11 protein-coding genes are annotated in these 16542 nt (G+C 47.2%); all 11 read right to left on the bottom strand.

Annotation, left to right across the window (positions count from 1 at the left end):
• Positions 1–32 precede the first annotated feature (32 nt).
• The 11 genes from MHI52_RS28705 to MHI52_RS28755 all read right to left on the bottom strand — a co-directional run bounded on the left by MHI52_RS28705 (position 33) and on the right by MHI52_RS28755 (position 16392).
• A complete protein-coding gene (locus MHI52_RS28705) occupies positions 33–1607 on the bottom strand; it encodes a hypothetical protein (RefSeq protein ID WP_405158059.1) in 1575 nt (524 codons plus the stop codon).
• Positions 1608–1804: 197 nt separating this feature from the next.
• Positions 1805–3097, bottom strand: a complete 1293-nt coding sequence (locus MHI52_RS28710) for an ABC transporter substrate-binding protein (RefSeq protein WP_405158060.1) — start codon at positions 3095–3097, stop codon at positions 1805–1807.
• Entirely contained in the window at positions 3076–4851 is a 1776-nt protein-coding gene (locus MHI52_RS28715; RefSeq protein ID WP_405158061.1) for a sensor histidine kinase, read from the bottom strand. The genes MHI52_RS28710 and MHI52_RS28715 overlap by 22 nt, the downstream gene beginning before the upstream one ends.
• A 92-nt stretch (positions 4852–4943) precedes the next feature.
• Positions 4944–6593 carry an ABC transporter substrate-binding protein gene (locus tag MHI52_RS28720; RefSeq protein WP_405158062.1) on the bottom strand — a complete coding sequence of 550 codons (1650 nt, stop codon included), beginning with the start codon at positions 6591–6593 and terminating at the stop codon, positions 4944–4946.
• Positions 6594–6620: 27 nt separating this feature from the next.
• Entirely contained in the window at positions 6621–7490 is an 870-nt protein-coding gene (locus tag MHI52_RS28725; RefSeq protein WP_036667808.1) for a carbohydrate ABC transporter permease, read from the bottom strand.
• Positions 7491–7505: 15 nt separating this feature from the next.
• A complete protein-coding gene (locus MHI52_RS28730; RefSeq protein ID WP_235193717.1) occupies positions 7506–8366 on the bottom strand; it encodes an ABC transporter permease subunit in 861 nt (286 codons plus the stop codon).
• Between the two features lie 332 nt (positions 8367–8698).
• Complete coding sequence (locus MHI52_RS28735) at positions 8699–10246, bottom strand: response regulator (RefSeq protein ID WP_405158063.1); 1548 nt, start codon at positions 10244–10246, stop codon at positions 8699–8701.
• A 269-nt stretch (positions 10247–10515) separates the two neighbouring features.
• Positions 10516–11430 carry a class I SAM-dependent methyltransferase gene (locus MHI52_RS28740; RefSeq protein ID WP_405158064.1) on the bottom strand — a complete coding sequence of 305 codons (915 nt, stop codon included), beginning with the start codon at positions 11428–11430 and terminating at the stop codon, positions 10516–10518.
• Positions 11431–11635: 205 nt separating this feature from the next.
• On the bottom strand, positions 11636–12859 hold the full coding sequence (locus MHI52_RS28745) for an MFS transporter (RefSeq protein ID WP_405159430.1): 1224 nt from the start codon (positions 12857–12859) through the stop codon (positions 11636–11638).
• Between the two features lie 192 nt (positions 12860–13051).
• A complete protein-coding gene (locus MHI52_RS28750) occupies positions 13052–15115 on the bottom strand; it encodes a molybdopterin-dependent oxidoreductase (protein WP_405158065.1) in 2064 nt (687 codons plus the stop codon).
• A 425-nt stretch (positions 15116–15540) separates the two neighbouring features.
• Positions 15541–16392: a formate/nitrite transporter family protein gene (locus tag MHI52_RS28755; protein ID WP_036667815.1), complete on the bottom strand. Its 852-nt coding sequence runs from the start codon at positions 16390–16392 to the stop codon at positions 15541–15543.
• Positions 16393–16542 lie beyond the last annotated feature (150 nt).

Raw genomic sequence — 16542 nt, forward strand, 5'->3', positions numbered from 1 at the left:
CCCTCTTGTAATAGAGGTGAAGGTTGTTTTGTTCATTTCAGGTATCCTTTGGATTTCCAAAATCGTTTTGCAAATGATTCAGCAGCGTAAGGCAGCTCCCCATTCAGTAAATCCTCATTCGCTTGAATGAGCACTTTGCGTCCATGTTCCAGCAAGTGAACGGCATGCAGTAACTGAGAGCCGCCGATGTAATGAAGTTCAAGCAACAATGAATCTTCTTCCTCGTCATCCTGAGCCGAGTATTCGATCAACACACTTTCCGAGCCGTCCGCATGTTGGTGCAGGGTATAATAGTATTTCTCCACCTGCGTCTCCCCTTGAGCATCCACATACTCTCTTCCAATACGTAGCATAGCTGGCTGGGGAACACCATCAGACATCTGACCTGCTTGTCGAAATGCATAATATAACTCTCCAATCCACAGCCCGTGCCGATCATCATCATAATAATCGTCATATGGCTCCACGACAGGCAGTGCTAATAAATCGTGGATCAGTTGGTGCGAAATTAAGGAACGGGCATACTGATAATTCGATACAGACTGCAACAAGGTGCTCCATCCTTGCTCGCTTAACTGCTGAATATCAGCAGGTGAGTTCTCCGAAAATACGTTCCATTCCGACTTCTCATTGTTTAGATAACGATATGCTCCTGAGATCATCCAGACAGGTTCACCCGGTTGTACGATATGTTTATCAGGAGAGTTGGAACCTTGATCTGATGGCTCCATCTTAAGCAACAATGCACAATTGTGGTCATCCTGAAAATACAGACTGCGGAAATAACCCTCCGTATGCTCATCTCCATAGACCGATACTCGGCAAAATTGCTCGTCCAACCAAAATTCATAGCTGTTCAGTAACTCATCCTCCTCTCTTACAGGCAACAAAGATGGATGAGTAAGACGCTCTATGTTCTCAGCGGTAATCCGATGATCTTCGAACCAATCCGGCGCATCTGGCTCTGATTCATCAGCATGAATGTACTTTCGGTTGATTACAGGTTGTCCTTGTTGCAGCCTCTTTAACATTTCTTCTCGCCAAGGAAACGGCTCTGTATCTTCATCAATCACACATTCAGGAACGAATAACGCCAACATGTCAAAGCCCCGCCATGGTCCGAGATCCTCCCATTCTTCAAGCTGACGCTTCACATTACGCTGTCCTTGAACCTGAATCGTATATTGATCGGTACTTACCAGCAATCCACCTTCTACATTCCCTCTCACTGTCAATTCTCCATGGTTATAATCCCCCCAGAACATATCCTCCACATAGAGATTACCTGTAATATATATTTCCTGCCCACCCACGATCATATAGGGCGTTATGAGATTCCCAAGTACAACCAGATTTGAACTGGCCGCGTCGGAACTTGTATTTCCAATATAACGATCCACTGTCAGATTTCCTTCAACTAAGATCAAAAAGGGTCCTTCATCCAACAACAGTTCACTGATATGAAGATCACCAGAATGTAACCATACTTCCTCGGCTTCAAATTCACCGTTGTGCGCTTCATTCTGAGTGTACATCCAGCTCTCCTGAGGCAACTTCGTTTTCATATCGGCAAAAGACACCTTGTGACCTATCTGATGTATGGACATGTCCTGACACTCCTCATCCATTAATATATGGATAGAATCTATCTAATCTACAGATAGGACAACTACCCATTTTCATTATACTAGAGGAAATATACACCATTCCATAACAAAAACCCTCACCCGAGTAGAATGAAGGTTGAGCTTGTGAACGACAACAGCCCCAAGTCCATTAAATACATATATGATCTAGTCCATTCTTATAACTTCCCACCCAGAATGGCATTCGCCCGTTCACGAAATTCCACCGCCGCTTGCTCAGGCGTAATTTTGCCAAACAGCAGCAGATCATACAACTCACGTAATACCGCAGTGACCTCTGGCGCACCTACGGGATCAGGCGGGTCCATCTGAGTGCTGTTATCCGCAACCCAATCGATATAATCAAACACCTGCGCCAGCTCCGGTTCAACCACCAGCTTCATCCGCTCTTTGACACTGGATGAGACGGGCACACCCCGCTCCCCTTTGAGCAGCAGATTGGCATCCAAATCATTCACAAAAAAGCTGATGAACTTGGCCGCTTCCTCCTTATGTCTGGAATTGCCCGCCATGGAGAAAAACATGCCTGGCTTCAAGAACAATCCATCCTGGCTGTTTGGCCCAGGCATTGGGGAGATGGTTAAGGGTTTGCCATAACGCTGAGCGGTGCTGATAAATTGGTTGGAATACCCCCAACTAAACAAAGCCTCTCCCAGATAAAACGGGTCGTTATCAGGCTGGCCAATGTCTGATGTCCAGATATCCGGTGCAAAAATAAGTTTCTTCTCTGCGAGCTTCTGCATCCTGCCAAAGTATTCAATAAATAGCCCATCATCCTCATAACCCAACCTCTTGCCATCCTCCGCGTATAGCTTGGAACCATACTGTCTCAAGTAATACGCGAAAAACTGTTCCGGCGTAAAATAGGTTCCCAGATAGATGCCTTTCCCGAGTAATTGCTCGCCCATCCGGTCAAAATCCGCCCATGTCCACGTATCCGTTGGCAATTCAATATCATTGGCCTTTAACACTTCCGGATCATAGATGCTGAGCATGGCGTTAACCCCCAAACTGAGACCATAGGTTTTTCCATTCAGGCTTCCACTTTCCAGCTGTTCCTTCTCAATATCTGTCGTGTCAATCAGCCCGTTCTTCATGTACGGCGTCATATCCTCCAACAGTTGCAGCGAACTGTACTGGGACAGATAGGAGATGTCCATCTGGATAATGTCGGGCAACGCATTGCCTGCTGCATGTGGGGCAAGTTTTCTCCAGTATTCATTGAAACTGCTATATTCGTATTCGATGTTCACATGTGGATTCAACTTCTCATACAGGTTGATAACGGCTATCGTTGCATTGTTACGGAACTCCCCACCCCACCAAGCGATGCGCAGCGTTATCGGCTCTTCTTCCACAATCATGCCTGGCCTTTGATCCAACTGGTTCACGCAGCCAGGAAGAGTCAGCATAAGGCAGAGCATGCCTATCATTCGCATCCATCTTCCCATAACTTCTCCTCCTTACCTGGTGATGGGGGTGGCAGCAGCACCGTTACTCTCGTTCCAAGCCCCGGCCTGCTCTCCAGCAGAACATCATATTCTTCGCCAAAAGCCAGACGTACCCGCTCCCTGATATTCAGTAGACCAATACCTGTGCCTCTGGTTTTCACTTCACCGCGCAGCACCTGTTCCACATATTCGGGTTCCATGCCGGGACCGTGATCCTCCACGATAAGAGCCAGCTTGCCAGCTGATATCTCGGCATACACTCGAATCAGACATGATCCAACCTGTGGTTCCAATCCGTATTGAATGGCATTCTCCAGTAGTGGCTGTAGGGTCAACTTTGGAATGGCACAACCCAGATAGGGAGCAGGCAAATCCATACGGAAATCCAGCCGTTGCCGGAAACGATAGGTCTGAATGGTGATGTAATGATTGACGATCTCCAGTTCTTCGGCAATGGTAATAATATTTTGTTTGAAGCTGATGGAGGAACGCAGCAAATACCCAAGTGACAGCACCATACTGGAGATTTGCTCCTGCCTGTTCTTTTTGGCGAGCCAATGGATCGAATCCAGCGCATTATACAGAAAGTGAGGATTGATCTGCGCCTGTAGCGCCTTGAACTCCGTTTCTTTAATGACCAGCTGGCTTGCATAATTTTCTTTGATCAATGTATTAATATGTGTGATCATCATTCGGTACGTACGTTGTAACAATCCCAGTTCATCCATGTGCTGGTGCGTTGGAATGGACAGATTGGCGTCTATGTTCTCCAGATCCCCATACTGCACTTCCTTCATCTGACTGATGAGCTGCCTAATCGGCCTTGTCAGACTGCGTGCGAACACCATACCAAGCGCGAGAACAACCAGAATGGCGATAAGATAAACGACGATCAGTATATTTTTCAACCATATAATACGCTCAAAAATTTCATCATAAGAGGCCATATTGTAGTAAACCCAGCCGGTGTATGCGGATTTCTTCTGGGAAAGAAATATCTCCCTCCCATCCAGATTCTTGATCTCATATCCCCCACTGCCTGGAAGTGGATTCAGTCCGGCGGACACCGCTTCTGGAAGCTGGCGATAAGGATACACCACATCACTGCCTGCTTTTAAAATAATGTCACTGTCCTGGCTATCGATGCCCGCATACTCCTCAACGAGTCGCTCGATATTAATACGCAGAAACAGTATGCCTACCGGTTCCAGAGTCATCGGTTCGTAGGCTCGCACCTGACGGACCATAACCAGCATCGGGTCATCGTCATCCGGGTATAACCAGCGCACTGCACCATTGGCCTGCTCCGCAGCCGCAATCATCCGATCATATTTTTCCTGGGATACGGTTAGTGTCTCGCCATATTTATTCACTCTTCCCCTGGAATCAATCAGATGAACGGACTGCACATATCGTGCAGCCCCACTGATATGCTCCCATAACCGATCCGTGATCTTTTTTCGTTCAATAAAACTTGAATATGCGCTATTGTCATCCAACAACGACTTCAAAGCTCTTTGAATCTGCGTATCGGAGATCATGTTTAATGATAACGCTTCCAACTTCTGAAGTTCAACATCCACTGTAGACGAAGAAAGGTTCAGAAGTCGGGACGACTTATCAAACAGCTGTTTGTCATACACCGAGTACGTATAGTACAAAGACCCAAACGCCAGGATGATGATAAACGCCATCATGAACATAATCATCAGAAACATTTTCATTTTGATGCTGAGTTTGCGGTAGGCTGTCATGACCAAAGCGCTCCTTTGAACCACGTGATACTACTAGGTATATCACATACAGAAAGGTTTCCCCAAAGTTTTAGCGCTCGATTTCTCACGTATTATTTGGACTGATATCGATCATACGCAGCCTGATGAACCTCAATCGCCCGGTCAATATCCATGCTCTTGATTGTTTCGGCCATCTTGTCAAATTCGGTGATCGGCTTCTGTCCGCTAATAATGGCAGTCATCGTCTCATTCAAATACGTATTCACCTGACTCATGATGGATGTACTTGTGGTCACCTCATCTGTTGACAAACGAATTGGAGGAAGCGTTAATGCTGAGCTTGCTTTCATCCATTCCGCATTTGCCGCACGCTGTCCATCGTCAAATAATAATGCATCCAGATAACGACTATCCTGATTGATTGGACCGTCCATAATGGATAAGGCATAGGAAGCCAGTGCCTGGTCATACGTTAGACCGTTCGGATTATCAATGATGGTATCTGTGAATTTGACACCTTCCCCGTCACGAACATAGCTGTCATTTTCGATACCAAAGTTGAACAGATCACTACCCTCTTCGCTATAGTTGTAGTCCATCCACTGAACAATATATTTCAATTTGTCTTCGTCTGCGGAAGCCGTAATAGCCTCACCATAAGACAACACTTTAGCGTCCAGATTAAATGTCGCATACGAAGTTCCATCCGGAGATACAGGCCATGGTACACCCGTCACGTTAAAGTTCGGATCCGTATCTCTCATCAGATTGAAGTATTTCCCCATGCCGCTGAACACACCACCCTGATATGCGCCTGCCAGATTGCTGGTGACCTTGTAATCGAAAGCTTTACCGTCATTGGTCATGATCTCGGGATCAATCAGCCCTTCCTTGTACCACTTGGCCATGGTCTCTAAGAAATCTCGGTAGCCCGGTTGAATCGGTCCGAATTCCACCTTGTCTCCATTCATCTGGAAGCCACCAATGACACCAAAGGCCGCGGCAAAATCATGGAGCTTGGTCAGGTTACCCGGTCCCCAGTTTCCGGTAAATGGTAGCTCATCAGACTTGCCGTTTCCGTTGGGGTCCTGTTCCTTGAATGCCTTAAGCACCGTATACCACTCATCGATGTTGGTAGGTACCTTGAGATTTAATGCATCAAGCCAATCCTGGCGCATAATTAAACCAGAAGTGGCATTCAGCTTTAATGCATCCAGCTTCAGCAGCGGGAACATATAGATCGTGCCATCATCGAGTGCAATCTGCTTTTTCACATCCGGATCGGATTCAATAATCCGCTTTAAGTTCGGTGCATAACTGTCGATCAGTTCGTTCAATCGAATGATTCGACCATCCTTGATCATTTTTTCCGGTCCGCCAACGGCATCTGCCCAGTTATAATAAATGACATCCGGTAGCTCTTTCGTGGAGATCAACAGATTGAATTGGTCACGCTGTTGTCCAAGCGGAGGATGTGTAAACTTCACTTTAATGCCTGTCAGCTTCTCCTTTTCCTTATAAGCCGCCATATCGCCAAAATTGTTCAAGGAAGCTGTCAGTTTGGCATCATTGGCGCGCCAGTAGTCAATGGTAAAAGGCTCACTTGTAATCGGTAGCGGAATCTCGGTCAACGCCTGAACCGCAGGTTCTGTTCCTTCTGCTGGCTCTGCGGCACCTGGTTCATTATCCCCCGTACAGCCCGCCAGTAAAGACATGGTAAGTAGCGATGACAACAGGATGGACCCCATTCTTTTTTTCACGTAATTCGCCTCCATAGGATACATTTTTTATTGTTTCACAGCACCGATTAGAGCGCCCTGAACAAAATAACGTTGGATGAACGGATATACCAGCATAATCGGCAGCGTGGAGATAATAATAGTCGCATATTTGATGTTCTCCCCAATGGCAAAGCCGGTATCAGCGCCAGCGCCCATGGCCTCTGTACTGCTGCTGATCAGAATATCACGCATAATAATCTGGATCGGATACAACTCCTGACTGCGCAGGTAGAGCATCGGTCCGACATAATCATTCCAATGGTCAACCGCATAATACAGCATCATGACCGCCAGGATTGGCTTTGACAAAGGCAGTACAATTCGGAACAAAATCAGAAAGTCATTGGCACCATCAAGCTTCGCCGATTCGATCAGACTGATCGGAATGCCCTCAAAGTTTGTTTTCATAATGAGGAAATAAAACGTGCTGATGGCACCCGGAATAATAAGCGCAAAACGGGTATCCACCATGCCCAGATTCTGAATCAGCAGAAAAGTTGGAATCATACCCCCGCCGAAGAACATCGTGAACGTAATTAATTTCATCAGCGTTTTTCTGCCCATCAGATCACCGCGTGACAGCCCATATGCAGCCAGTGAAGTCATGAGCAGATTAATGGCGGTACCCACCACAACATAGAACAAGGTGTTCATATATCCAGTATAGATGCGAGTATCCTGAAATACCGACTTGTACGCTCCCAGCTGAAAACCTTCAGGAATGAGCATCAGTGAACGGGAACGCAGCATCTGGTCCGGGTCGCTGATTGAAGAATTGAACACGTACAGCATCGGGTACAAGCATAAAACCATGATCACCAAGAGCAGCAGTGTATTAAATACATCAAAAAGTCGTTCCCCTATAGACTGTTTCATCGCTTCACCTTCCGATTACCATAGACTGGTTGAGTTAAGCTTTCTGCTGATCGCGTTTGCGATAATGAGCAGCGCGAAATTAATGACGCCGTTAAATAGTCCGATGGCGGTTGAATACGTATAGTTCCCCTCCAAAATACCGGATCGATAAACAAAGGTGGATATGACATCCGATGTCTCATAGGTCGGTGCTGTTTGCATCAGCAATATTTTCTGAAAATCCGCATTCATGACCGCCCCCATACGCAAAATTAACATGATCACAATCGTGGGCATAATGCCCGGCAGTGTAATATGTAACAGCTGTCTCCAGCGGCCTGCACCGTCAATTTTGGAAGCCTCATACAACTGAGGATCAATACCACTTAGTGCTGCCAAAAAAATAATCGAGGCCCAGCCTGCGCCCTGCCATATGTTGGACAGGATGTACATCGGACGGAACATATCTTTTTCCGCCAAAAACATAATTGGCTGCAGATCAAAAAAGTCACGAATGACGTTAAACAAGCCACCGTCCAAAGATGAGAACGTTTTCAACATTCCAACCACGACGACAACCGAGATGAAATGCGGCATATAACTGATGGTCTGTACTGCACCTCTGAACCACTTCTTCCGGACTTCATTCAGCAACAGTGCTAGTAGAATCGGAGCCGGGAAACCAAATACAATACTGTAAAAACTCAAAATCAGTGTGTTCTTAATCAGTCGCCAGAAATAATAACTTTCAAAAAACATGGTGAAGTTGTCAAATCCAACCCATTCGCCTGCCAAGATTCCTTTGATCGGGTTGTAGGATTCCTGAAATGCCATCAGTAGCCCGTACATTGGCCCATAGCTGAAAATCAGATAGTAGGCTACCACAGGAACGAGCATCAGATAAACGTATCTGTTGCGGACAAGTTCCTTTTTCACCGAACTCCATTTGCCAGCTGGCTTCAAACGCCCAGGTTCAATCCCCCGGCTTCGATTCAGCTCCATCCACTCAACCTCCACTCTCGATGTTCATTCACTAACATGACACTTCTAATGATAGAAGCGAGCGCCTTTTCTTCCCATGCTCATTTCCGATAAATGGATGTTCAAAACCGAGTTCCGTCCGACAAAAAAAGACCCTGCTGCCGATGAATGGCGTACAGGGCCCGATCACAGATTAGATGTAGATCGGATATAAAGATTAGCTATGTAGAAGCGACAGCAACGCTGTCTTAGGGTACTTTTTTATACTCGGAAGGGGAGAATCCCGTGTATTTCTTGAACATTTTGCTGAAATACGGCCAGTTGGCACCAAAGCCTGTCTGTTCGGCAAGCGAGGATACAGTGCAGTTCCCGTCCTGCTCCAGAAGCTCCAACGCTTTACGGATGCGGTAGCTTAACACATAGTTCGTAAATTTCTCACCGGTTTCTTTTTTGAACATTTTGCCGATGTAGTCTGGATTCATGTATATTTCCCCAGCGATGGACTGGAGTGTTAATGTCTCGTCCTTGTAGCGTTTCTCTACCAACTGTTTCACACTGCCTACCATCTGCGATTGTCTGGAGCGATGTTGTTCATAGCGACGCAGGGTGATTTCCTTGCCAACGGCAAGCAAAAACTGTTGAAAAGAATGCAGGGTGCTGGATTCAATCATGCCTGGCAACTGGTCCATATACCTTTTCATCTCGGCAGAGCCACTGAGTCGAATCATCTCCATAAACATCTGAATAAGATAGGACTTCGTTTGGGATATATCGTATCGCAAGCTGGCAAGCAGCTGAAACATCCGGTTCAGCTCTGATCCCACTTCCTGCCAGTGTCCCGCCTTGATTGCAGTAACCATCCGCTCCGGATCGTATTCGAATTCAGGAAGAATGCGTTCTCCGGGAGAGTAAATATCCCGCTCCATAATAAGACTGCCCTCACCGAGGTAAAAGCGGTAATTGAGATAAACCAGCGTCTGCATGTACAAATGGCGTGCCTGCGAGAGGTCTCCTGGCTCGCTTAGCGCTATCGTGAGATCATCATGATAATATCGGGTAAATGTGGCGCGAATCTCATCGATATTATGGAACAACTGCGTTTCAGACAACTTGTCCTCCATGATTAGTAGCACATGCCTTCCAACCGTGGCACTTAATATTGGATTGTGAAAAATATCTTCGGCAATGTTCTTCACCGCGAACAAGTGCAAATACTCATGATCCCCCTCAATCTCTACCAGCAGCAACCGCACACGCTGATCCTGAAACTGTACATCGAATAATTCCTCGAAATACTTCCATTCCTTGACCCCGTATGTTCTGTTCGTGACTAGCTCTTTCAGAAAATATTCCTTGGCATGTGGCAGTACTCGCTCCAGATTATATTGGATCGACTGCACAAAACGCTCCTGATCGGTTAACTCTCGCTTCTCACTGACCAATTCACTGATAGCCTGTACAAGATGCTCCTCGCTGCAGGGCTTAAGCAAATAGTGCTTTACCCCATACTGCATGGCCGTTTTCGCATATTCGAACTCCGTAAAACCCGTGAGCATGATAAACGAGATATGCTGATACTTCTCTGCCACAGCTTCAACCAGCTGTAACCCATCCATTCCCGGCATGCGGATGTCCGAGATGATGATATCCGGGCGTTGCCGCTCAATTGAAGCAAGCGCTTCCAATCCATCTTGAGCAATGCCGATCAGTTCTGTTCCTAATCTGGACCAGTTCACCACACTGGAGATCCCGTCCGAGATCATAAATTCATCATCAACCAGCAAAACCTTGTACATCGTATGCATCCTCCTGCCTTTAACCAGTTCCATTCTATTATATGGGCATTATGCACAAATAGAGGGGAGGACATTGAATGACATGGAATTGCACCCTAACAAGTCTGATTGTTGAACATTTGTATCACGTGTGATGTTATTGGCTACAGAATCATGGCTTGTGCTGTTCCTTTGGTCAAACCAAACAACCTTCACCCTGCCACAGGGTGAAGGTTTGCCGCTGCTATGCAAATGCCGGCTATATAGGTGACTTACATGCCCGGATCGATTTATTTTTTTACTGCGTGAATGAAATGTATCGTTTCAAATGCCCTTAGATGATCGATTCGATCCTGGAAAAACTGTTCCTGAATCGCCTCGGGAGTCAGATGCTCATAAATAAGTAGCCCTGCTTCATCAAGCAAGGCCTCCATCTCCACATATGCATAGCCGGATTGCATGGGCTCACCACCCATTGCAGCCAATTTAACCATATTTTCAACCCGATTAAACATTCCTTTTTCCTCAAAAAGGTGCTCATCTGCATAATCCAGAACTATAGAGCTTCCGGTTGGCAGGTTCGCAAACACATGACGAATCACGTTAAACAGATCATTCTGGGGCAAATAATACGAAACACCCAAGAGACTAGCCAACGTCTTCCGTTTCTTCAAACCTTCAATAGTCAAGCTGTCATTCGAAAGCTCACGCGTAAAATCCATGGGTACAAAGTGAAGATTGTCCGGAATAGTCAGCTCGGCCTGATTCAGCCGCTCTTTCTTGAATTGCTGTGTAGCCGGATAATCCACTTCAATGATATCCAGCGTGTCCTCCAATTCCGGATGCCTCAAAGCAAACGTATCCATCCCGGCGCCAAGAATGACTACCTGCTTCACTCCCAACGCGACTTCATGCAAAAGTACATGCTCACAGTAAGCGGCCCGAGCCAGAGTTATTGGAGATAACTGTACCTGGGTAATCCATTTTAGAACCTTTTCCCGGTCGTCCTTGAGCTCGTGAGCCATATCCGGGTTGAAAAAATGAATGCCTCTAACCATGTTATTGCTGATATCTGAAAACTCTTGAGGAGAGATCAGCAATTTCGCCATAAAATCATCGAAAATGAGGGGTGTGTCATGTTGGCTGTGATAAGCTCGGCCAAAAGTCGAAATCAATGATGTGATACTGGATTCATTTTGCTTCATACTTATTCCTCCCGTACAAACAAAAATAAGATTCCCCTGGCCAGGAGAATCTTATTATATACGGAATGTTTTTATATGTAAATTATAGCATAAATACATTTTTTTGTCAACCATAATTTACGGATGAACAGACAGTTTACAGTGGATTTAACGTCCACTTCAACTCGTTCTTCCTTCCGCATCCTATCCAACCCGATGAGATCTGTTAGGCGTCCATTGCATACTCCTTCACTTCACGATTACGGTTCAACACCGCATGCAACACAAAACCAAGTACCGCAATAGCTGCTGTGCCTGTTGCCAGCCACGCTACCGGAATAAGTCCCTGTTTGTCATACAGGACCCCCATCGCATAGGGGCCGATAACCCGTCCAACCGCACCGATCCCACCCGATATCCCGATGTAAAAAGGTGCCGCCCTGCCGGCATGCTCCGAGATAAACGCAGGTGTTGCAGGGGAGATCAACATCTCCCCAAACGTGGCCAGTACCATTGCAAGCACCATGCCTGGATAGCTGTACATGGTAATCATCACAATGTAGGCCATGCCATAGAATACCGCACTCGCGGTCATCTGGGCAGTGGAGGTACGGGCCATGGTCCGTTTCACCCAGCTGGTAAAAGGTTGGCCCACAAAGATCAGCACCCCGTTCAGGGTCCAGAGCAGACCGTACATTCTTTTTTCCATACCCTCAGAGATGATATACGGGGACACACCTGTGTTCCAGATGGAGTTGCCGAATAACAGGAAGAGTACGCCCAAGCTCATAAACAGATATAGTCGGGTATTACACAGCAATGCCCAGACGCCCGGCCCATCAGGGACGGTTTTCCGTTTCGTCAGATGTACTTCCCCCTGATCCGGTTCAACCCGCGACAGATAATACCAGAAGAAAATTGCAAATCCGGCTGAGGTCACCCCGTTCAGTACAAAGCTGAGGTGGTAGGAAAAGTCAGCCAGAAAACCGCTCAACGCCGTACCAATCGCCACCCCGATATTGTTCGCCACATAGATAATATTGAATAATTCACCGCGTCGCTCCGCAAACCGGAAGCCAATAAAGGCTTGAATCGCTGGTAGCGACAATGAACTGAACAGCCCAATCCAGCCCATGGCACATATAAATACGACCCAATACGCACTAATCCACGGCAACGCAAACAAACCTAACGCATTAAGCGCCAGTGAACCAATGATCAGCTTCTTCACGCCCACCCGGTGATACAACGAACCTCCGAGCAATTGTCCGAAGATGCCACCCAGGGACTGAATGAGGATCACAAAACCCGCGTTTGCCATCGTCCGCCCAAGCTCATCAAACACATACATGGTGGTCAGCGGCCACATCAAGGCACTGCCGGTTGCGTTAACCAGACTTGCCAGTAAAAATATTCTCACTTCTTTTGGATAGTTATCCAGCCATCTCATCATCGTTAATTCATTCTCCTTAGTACCTCTGCACAAACAAATAGCCATAAAAAATAGACCTTTGCCCTGACGGCATAACCATAACCAGCCAGAGCGAAGGCCTTTGGAAGTGTTACATGTATTGCTCTTTAGATCCTGCTACATTTTGTCCTTTGTTCATCTTATCTCAAAAAAATTACGCTGCAAGCACACTCATTGACGCTTCACTTCGACAGTGGCCGAGAAGAAGGTAGCCCCGTTGCCCATGTCCGACAACCGATTGGACGTCAGTGAATTCGCCCGCTGCTTCTTCCCGTCACCATCCCACCATAAGCCTTGGCTGATGACGGTTCCCGGCAACATGGCTTCACTTACTTTGGCGGTAAGCTCAATGCGCCCACGATCATTCCATACGACTACTGCATCTCCATCCTCCAGGTTTCTACGGATGGCGTCCTCGGGGTGTATCTGCAATAGAGGCATCTTTTCCAAACGCTGATGTTTGGCTGAATTACCAAAGGTGGAGTTCAGGAAATTATGGTTTGGCGGCGACAGGAACATCAATGGATACGTATCGGCAGGTCCAGCCGGATGCTCCCCATCATATCCTTCAACCAGAGCACTATAGGTAGGGAGCGGCGGAAGCCCTCTCTGTTCCATCGTCTCGGAATACAATTCAATTTTGCCTGAAGGCGTGGGCAGCTGATCCAGATATGCAGCATATGGCGTCATATCCAGCTTCACGAATCGATGTTCCTTCAGTCCTTCCAACGTGACCCCATTCATGTAGGGGTTGCCTGTGCCCTGAAGTGCGTCCTCAATCATCTGTTCCGGCGTTTCTCCGAAGATTGCAGGATCGTACCCCATAGCCTGCCCAAGCAGTGAGAACAGTTCCACATTGCTCTTGCTCTCCCCAATCGGTGCAATCACCGGCTCTTGCAGATGAACGTACTGATGCCAATAGGAGGTATACAGGTCCGTCGCTTCAAATGAAGATGTGGCTGGCAATACGATATCTGCATACTTCGCCGTATCCGTCATGAACAGATCATGCACAACCGTGAACAGATCCTCCCGTGCAAAACCTCGCTCCACCCGCTCGGTATCCGGTGCCACCACCAGTGGATTGCTGCAGTAAACCATCATCGCTCGGATTGGCTGCGCTGCTTCCAGCAACGCTTCACCAATCCGGTTCATGTTTACCACTCGCGGCTCCGGATTCTGCCGCAGCTCCGGACGTTCGAGCGCGTCGCTATTTGTGCTCGCGTAGCTGTTAGTGCGAACGGCACCGCCGCCTTGCTTCAGCCACTGCCCTGTAATGGCAGGCAGACATGCAACGCTACGCACGTTCATCCCCCCATTATCATGGTGCTGGAGGCCATTGCCGATGTGAATATGAGCTGCTTGTGCGTTGCCGTATAGTTCGGCCAGCTCCACAATGGTTTCCTCCGGCACGCCCGTAATGCGTGCAACACGTTCAGGGGTGTAACTGCGGACATGATCACGTAGTGCCTCATGACCTATCGTATACTTTTGCATAAACGCTTCATCCGTTAGTCCCCGTTCGAACAACACATGCATTAATCCTAGCGCCAGTGCACTGTCCGTGCCCGGAAACAGCGGAATAAACCAGTCGCCCCATTGGGCCGTGCGATTGCGATGAACATCGATTACGACGATCTTGGCGCCTTTCTTGCGTGCTTTCTCAGCCAAAACGACCTGATGCATATTGGTACTGACGATATTGCCACCCCACACCAGGATGAGATCTGCATGCTCCGTATCTTCCGGCACTGTTCCCCGATTGGCGCCCATCGTATATTTCCAGCCGGTATTTCCAGCGGAGTTACAGATCGTCTGCTCCAGTACACTCGCACCAAGCGCATTGAAGAAACGCCGATCCATGCCGTCTACGCCGAGAATACCCATGTTACCGTAAAAGCTGTAGGGCAGGATGCTCTCCGGGCCGTAGGTTTCGGACAATGCAGTGAATTTGGTCGTAATCTCACGAATCGCTTCATCCCAACTGATTCGTTCAAACTTGCCTTCGCCTTTGGCTCCTACACGTTTCATCGGATATTGTAGACGCTCGGGGTGATATACCCGCTCGGTCATATTTCTGACTTTATTACAAATGGCACCCTTGGTGATCGGATGATCCGGATTGCCTGCCACCTTCACAATTTTGCCGTTCTCTTTATGTAATAACAGACCACAAGTGTCCGGACAGTCGAGCGGGCACACCGCCGCAAATACACCATTCTCCTGATCGATCATCGTAAGGCTCCCCTCTTTAAAAGCTATCCCTATATCATATCTTCTTCGAGGTTATCGCGCAAAGAGAACAGTATGTTTTTGCTTCATATTCGCCGCTATGGCGGCTTTAAATTATTTTCAAAAAAATGTTTTTGAGTTTGATTCAACTTCAGAATTCAGGGGTAAATTAAAAATAAGGCATTAGGCTAGTGTTTCCCCACTTCCTCCTCATGCCATATCATGGACCACTCCCGAAATTCGCCATGAACAGGTTTCGTTCCCCCGAACCTTGTCATGGCGAATTTATTTTGCGTTAAACTCCAACAAGAACCCCATACAAAAAAACGATCCCACCCTGCTCCATCACAGCATATTCGCCATGAACCGAGCAAGATCAGAATCGTCTTCACTTCTAATATACGTGTATCCATACCTCGCTGTGCCCTCTATGCTTGTTTGCTCAACATTACTCTAGCCTCCGTCTCCATAGGTTCGATCGACGTCGCCATCTCTGGTTTCACTTTTGGCTCGGCTTGGCGCAGGTACACCACCCAATAGGCTGCAGCTACAAACAGAGCACCACCAGTCAGATTCCCGAGCCATACCGGAATGAAATTCATCACATATTGACCCCACGAATAATGTCCTTCGAAAATTGCCGCCGGGATGAGGAACATATTGGCCACAACGTGCTGGAATCCAATCGCCACAAATGCCATCGTTGGAAACCAAATGCCCAGTACTTTGCCACTCATCGTATCGGATGCATAAGATAACCACACGGCCAGCGCGACCAGCCAGTTACAGCCGATGCCAGAGATGAAAGCTTGCAGGAAGCCGTCATGCAGCTTATGCCCAGCCATATCCACCACTTTTGCCAGATATACACCCTCTCCGGTCAGACCAAGCACATGTCCAAACGCGTACGCGACAAACAAAGCTCCAACAAAATTACCAATCGTCACTAAGGTTAGATTTTTCAACATACTACCCACAGATAATTTTCGTGCAATCGTTGCAAGTGGAACTGCCATCATGTTGCCCGTCAGCAGCTCGCCACCACCTATGAGTACCAAGATTAATCCAACCGGGAACACTGCTGCTCCAATCAGATTGACCAGACTCCCCCACTCTGCTGGCGCAGAAGCAATTACCCGAATATCCAATAGAAAACCCAGCGCAATAAAAGCCCCTGCCAGAAAACTAAGCACCAGTACAGAAGACACCGGATATTGAGCCTTCTTCTTGCCTGTTTGCGCCGTATATTGTGCAACCTCAAGAGGTGTTTTTGCTGCCATATCATTCATCCTCTCCTTCATTGTTCATCATTGGATAAAACCATCTGAAATTCATTAGTTATGCGTTGAATACCACATCCTAATTGTATCTCGGTCCTAAACATAACTTTGTGCAAATTATCACAATGTTACTTAAAAAGATACTTTAAG

The organism is Paenibacillus sp. FSL H8-0283, from assembly GCF_045040675.1.
Classification (GTDB): domain Bacteria; phylum Bacillota; class Bacilli; order Paenibacillales; family Paenibacillaceae; genus Paenibacillus; species Paenibacillus amylolyticus.

Excerpts from the sequence above, each read along its gene's own strand:
- MHI52_RS28705 (WP_405158059.1), bottom strand. The coding sequence starts at position 1,607 with ATGTCCATACATCAGATAGGTCACAAGGTGTCTTTTGCCGATATGAAA.
- MHI52_RS28710 (WP_405158060.1), bottom strand. The coding sequence starts at position 3,097 with ATGGGAAGATGGATGCGAATGATAGGCATGCTCTGCCTTATGCTGACT.
- MHI52_RS28715 (WP_405158061.1), bottom strand. The coding sequence starts at position 4,851 with ATGACAGCCTACCGCAAACTCAGCATCAAAATGAAAATGTTTCTGATG.
- MHI52_RS28725 (WP_036667808.1), bottom strand. The coding sequence starts at position 7,490 with ATGAAACAGTCTATAGGGGAACGACTTTTTGATGTATTTAATACACTG.
- MHI52_RS28730 (WP_235193717.1), bottom strand. The coding sequence starts at position 8,366 with ATGCTCGTTCCTGTGGTAGCCTACTATCTGATTTTCAGCTATGGGCCA.
- MHI52_RS28735 (WP_405158063.1), bottom strand. The coding sequence starts at position 10,246 with ATGTACAAGGTTTTGCTGGTTGATGATGAATTTATGATCTCGGACGGG.
- MHI52_RS28740 (WP_405158064.1), bottom strand. The coding sequence starts at position 11,430 with ATGAAGCAAAATGAATCCAGTATCACATCATTGATTTCGACTTTTGGC.
- MHI52_RS28745 (WP_405159430.1), bottom strand. The coding sequence starts at position 12,859 with ATGAGATGGCTGGATAACTATCCAAAAGAAGTGAGAATATTTTTACTG.
- MHI52_RS28750 (WP_405158065.1), bottom strand. The coding sequence starts at position 15,115 with ATGATCGATCAGGAGAATGGTGTATTTGCGGCGGTGTGCCCGCTCGAC.
- MHI52_RS28755 (WP_036667815.1), bottom strand. The coding sequence starts at position 16,392 with ATGGCAGCAAAAACACCTCTTGAGGTTGCACAATATACGGCGCAAACA.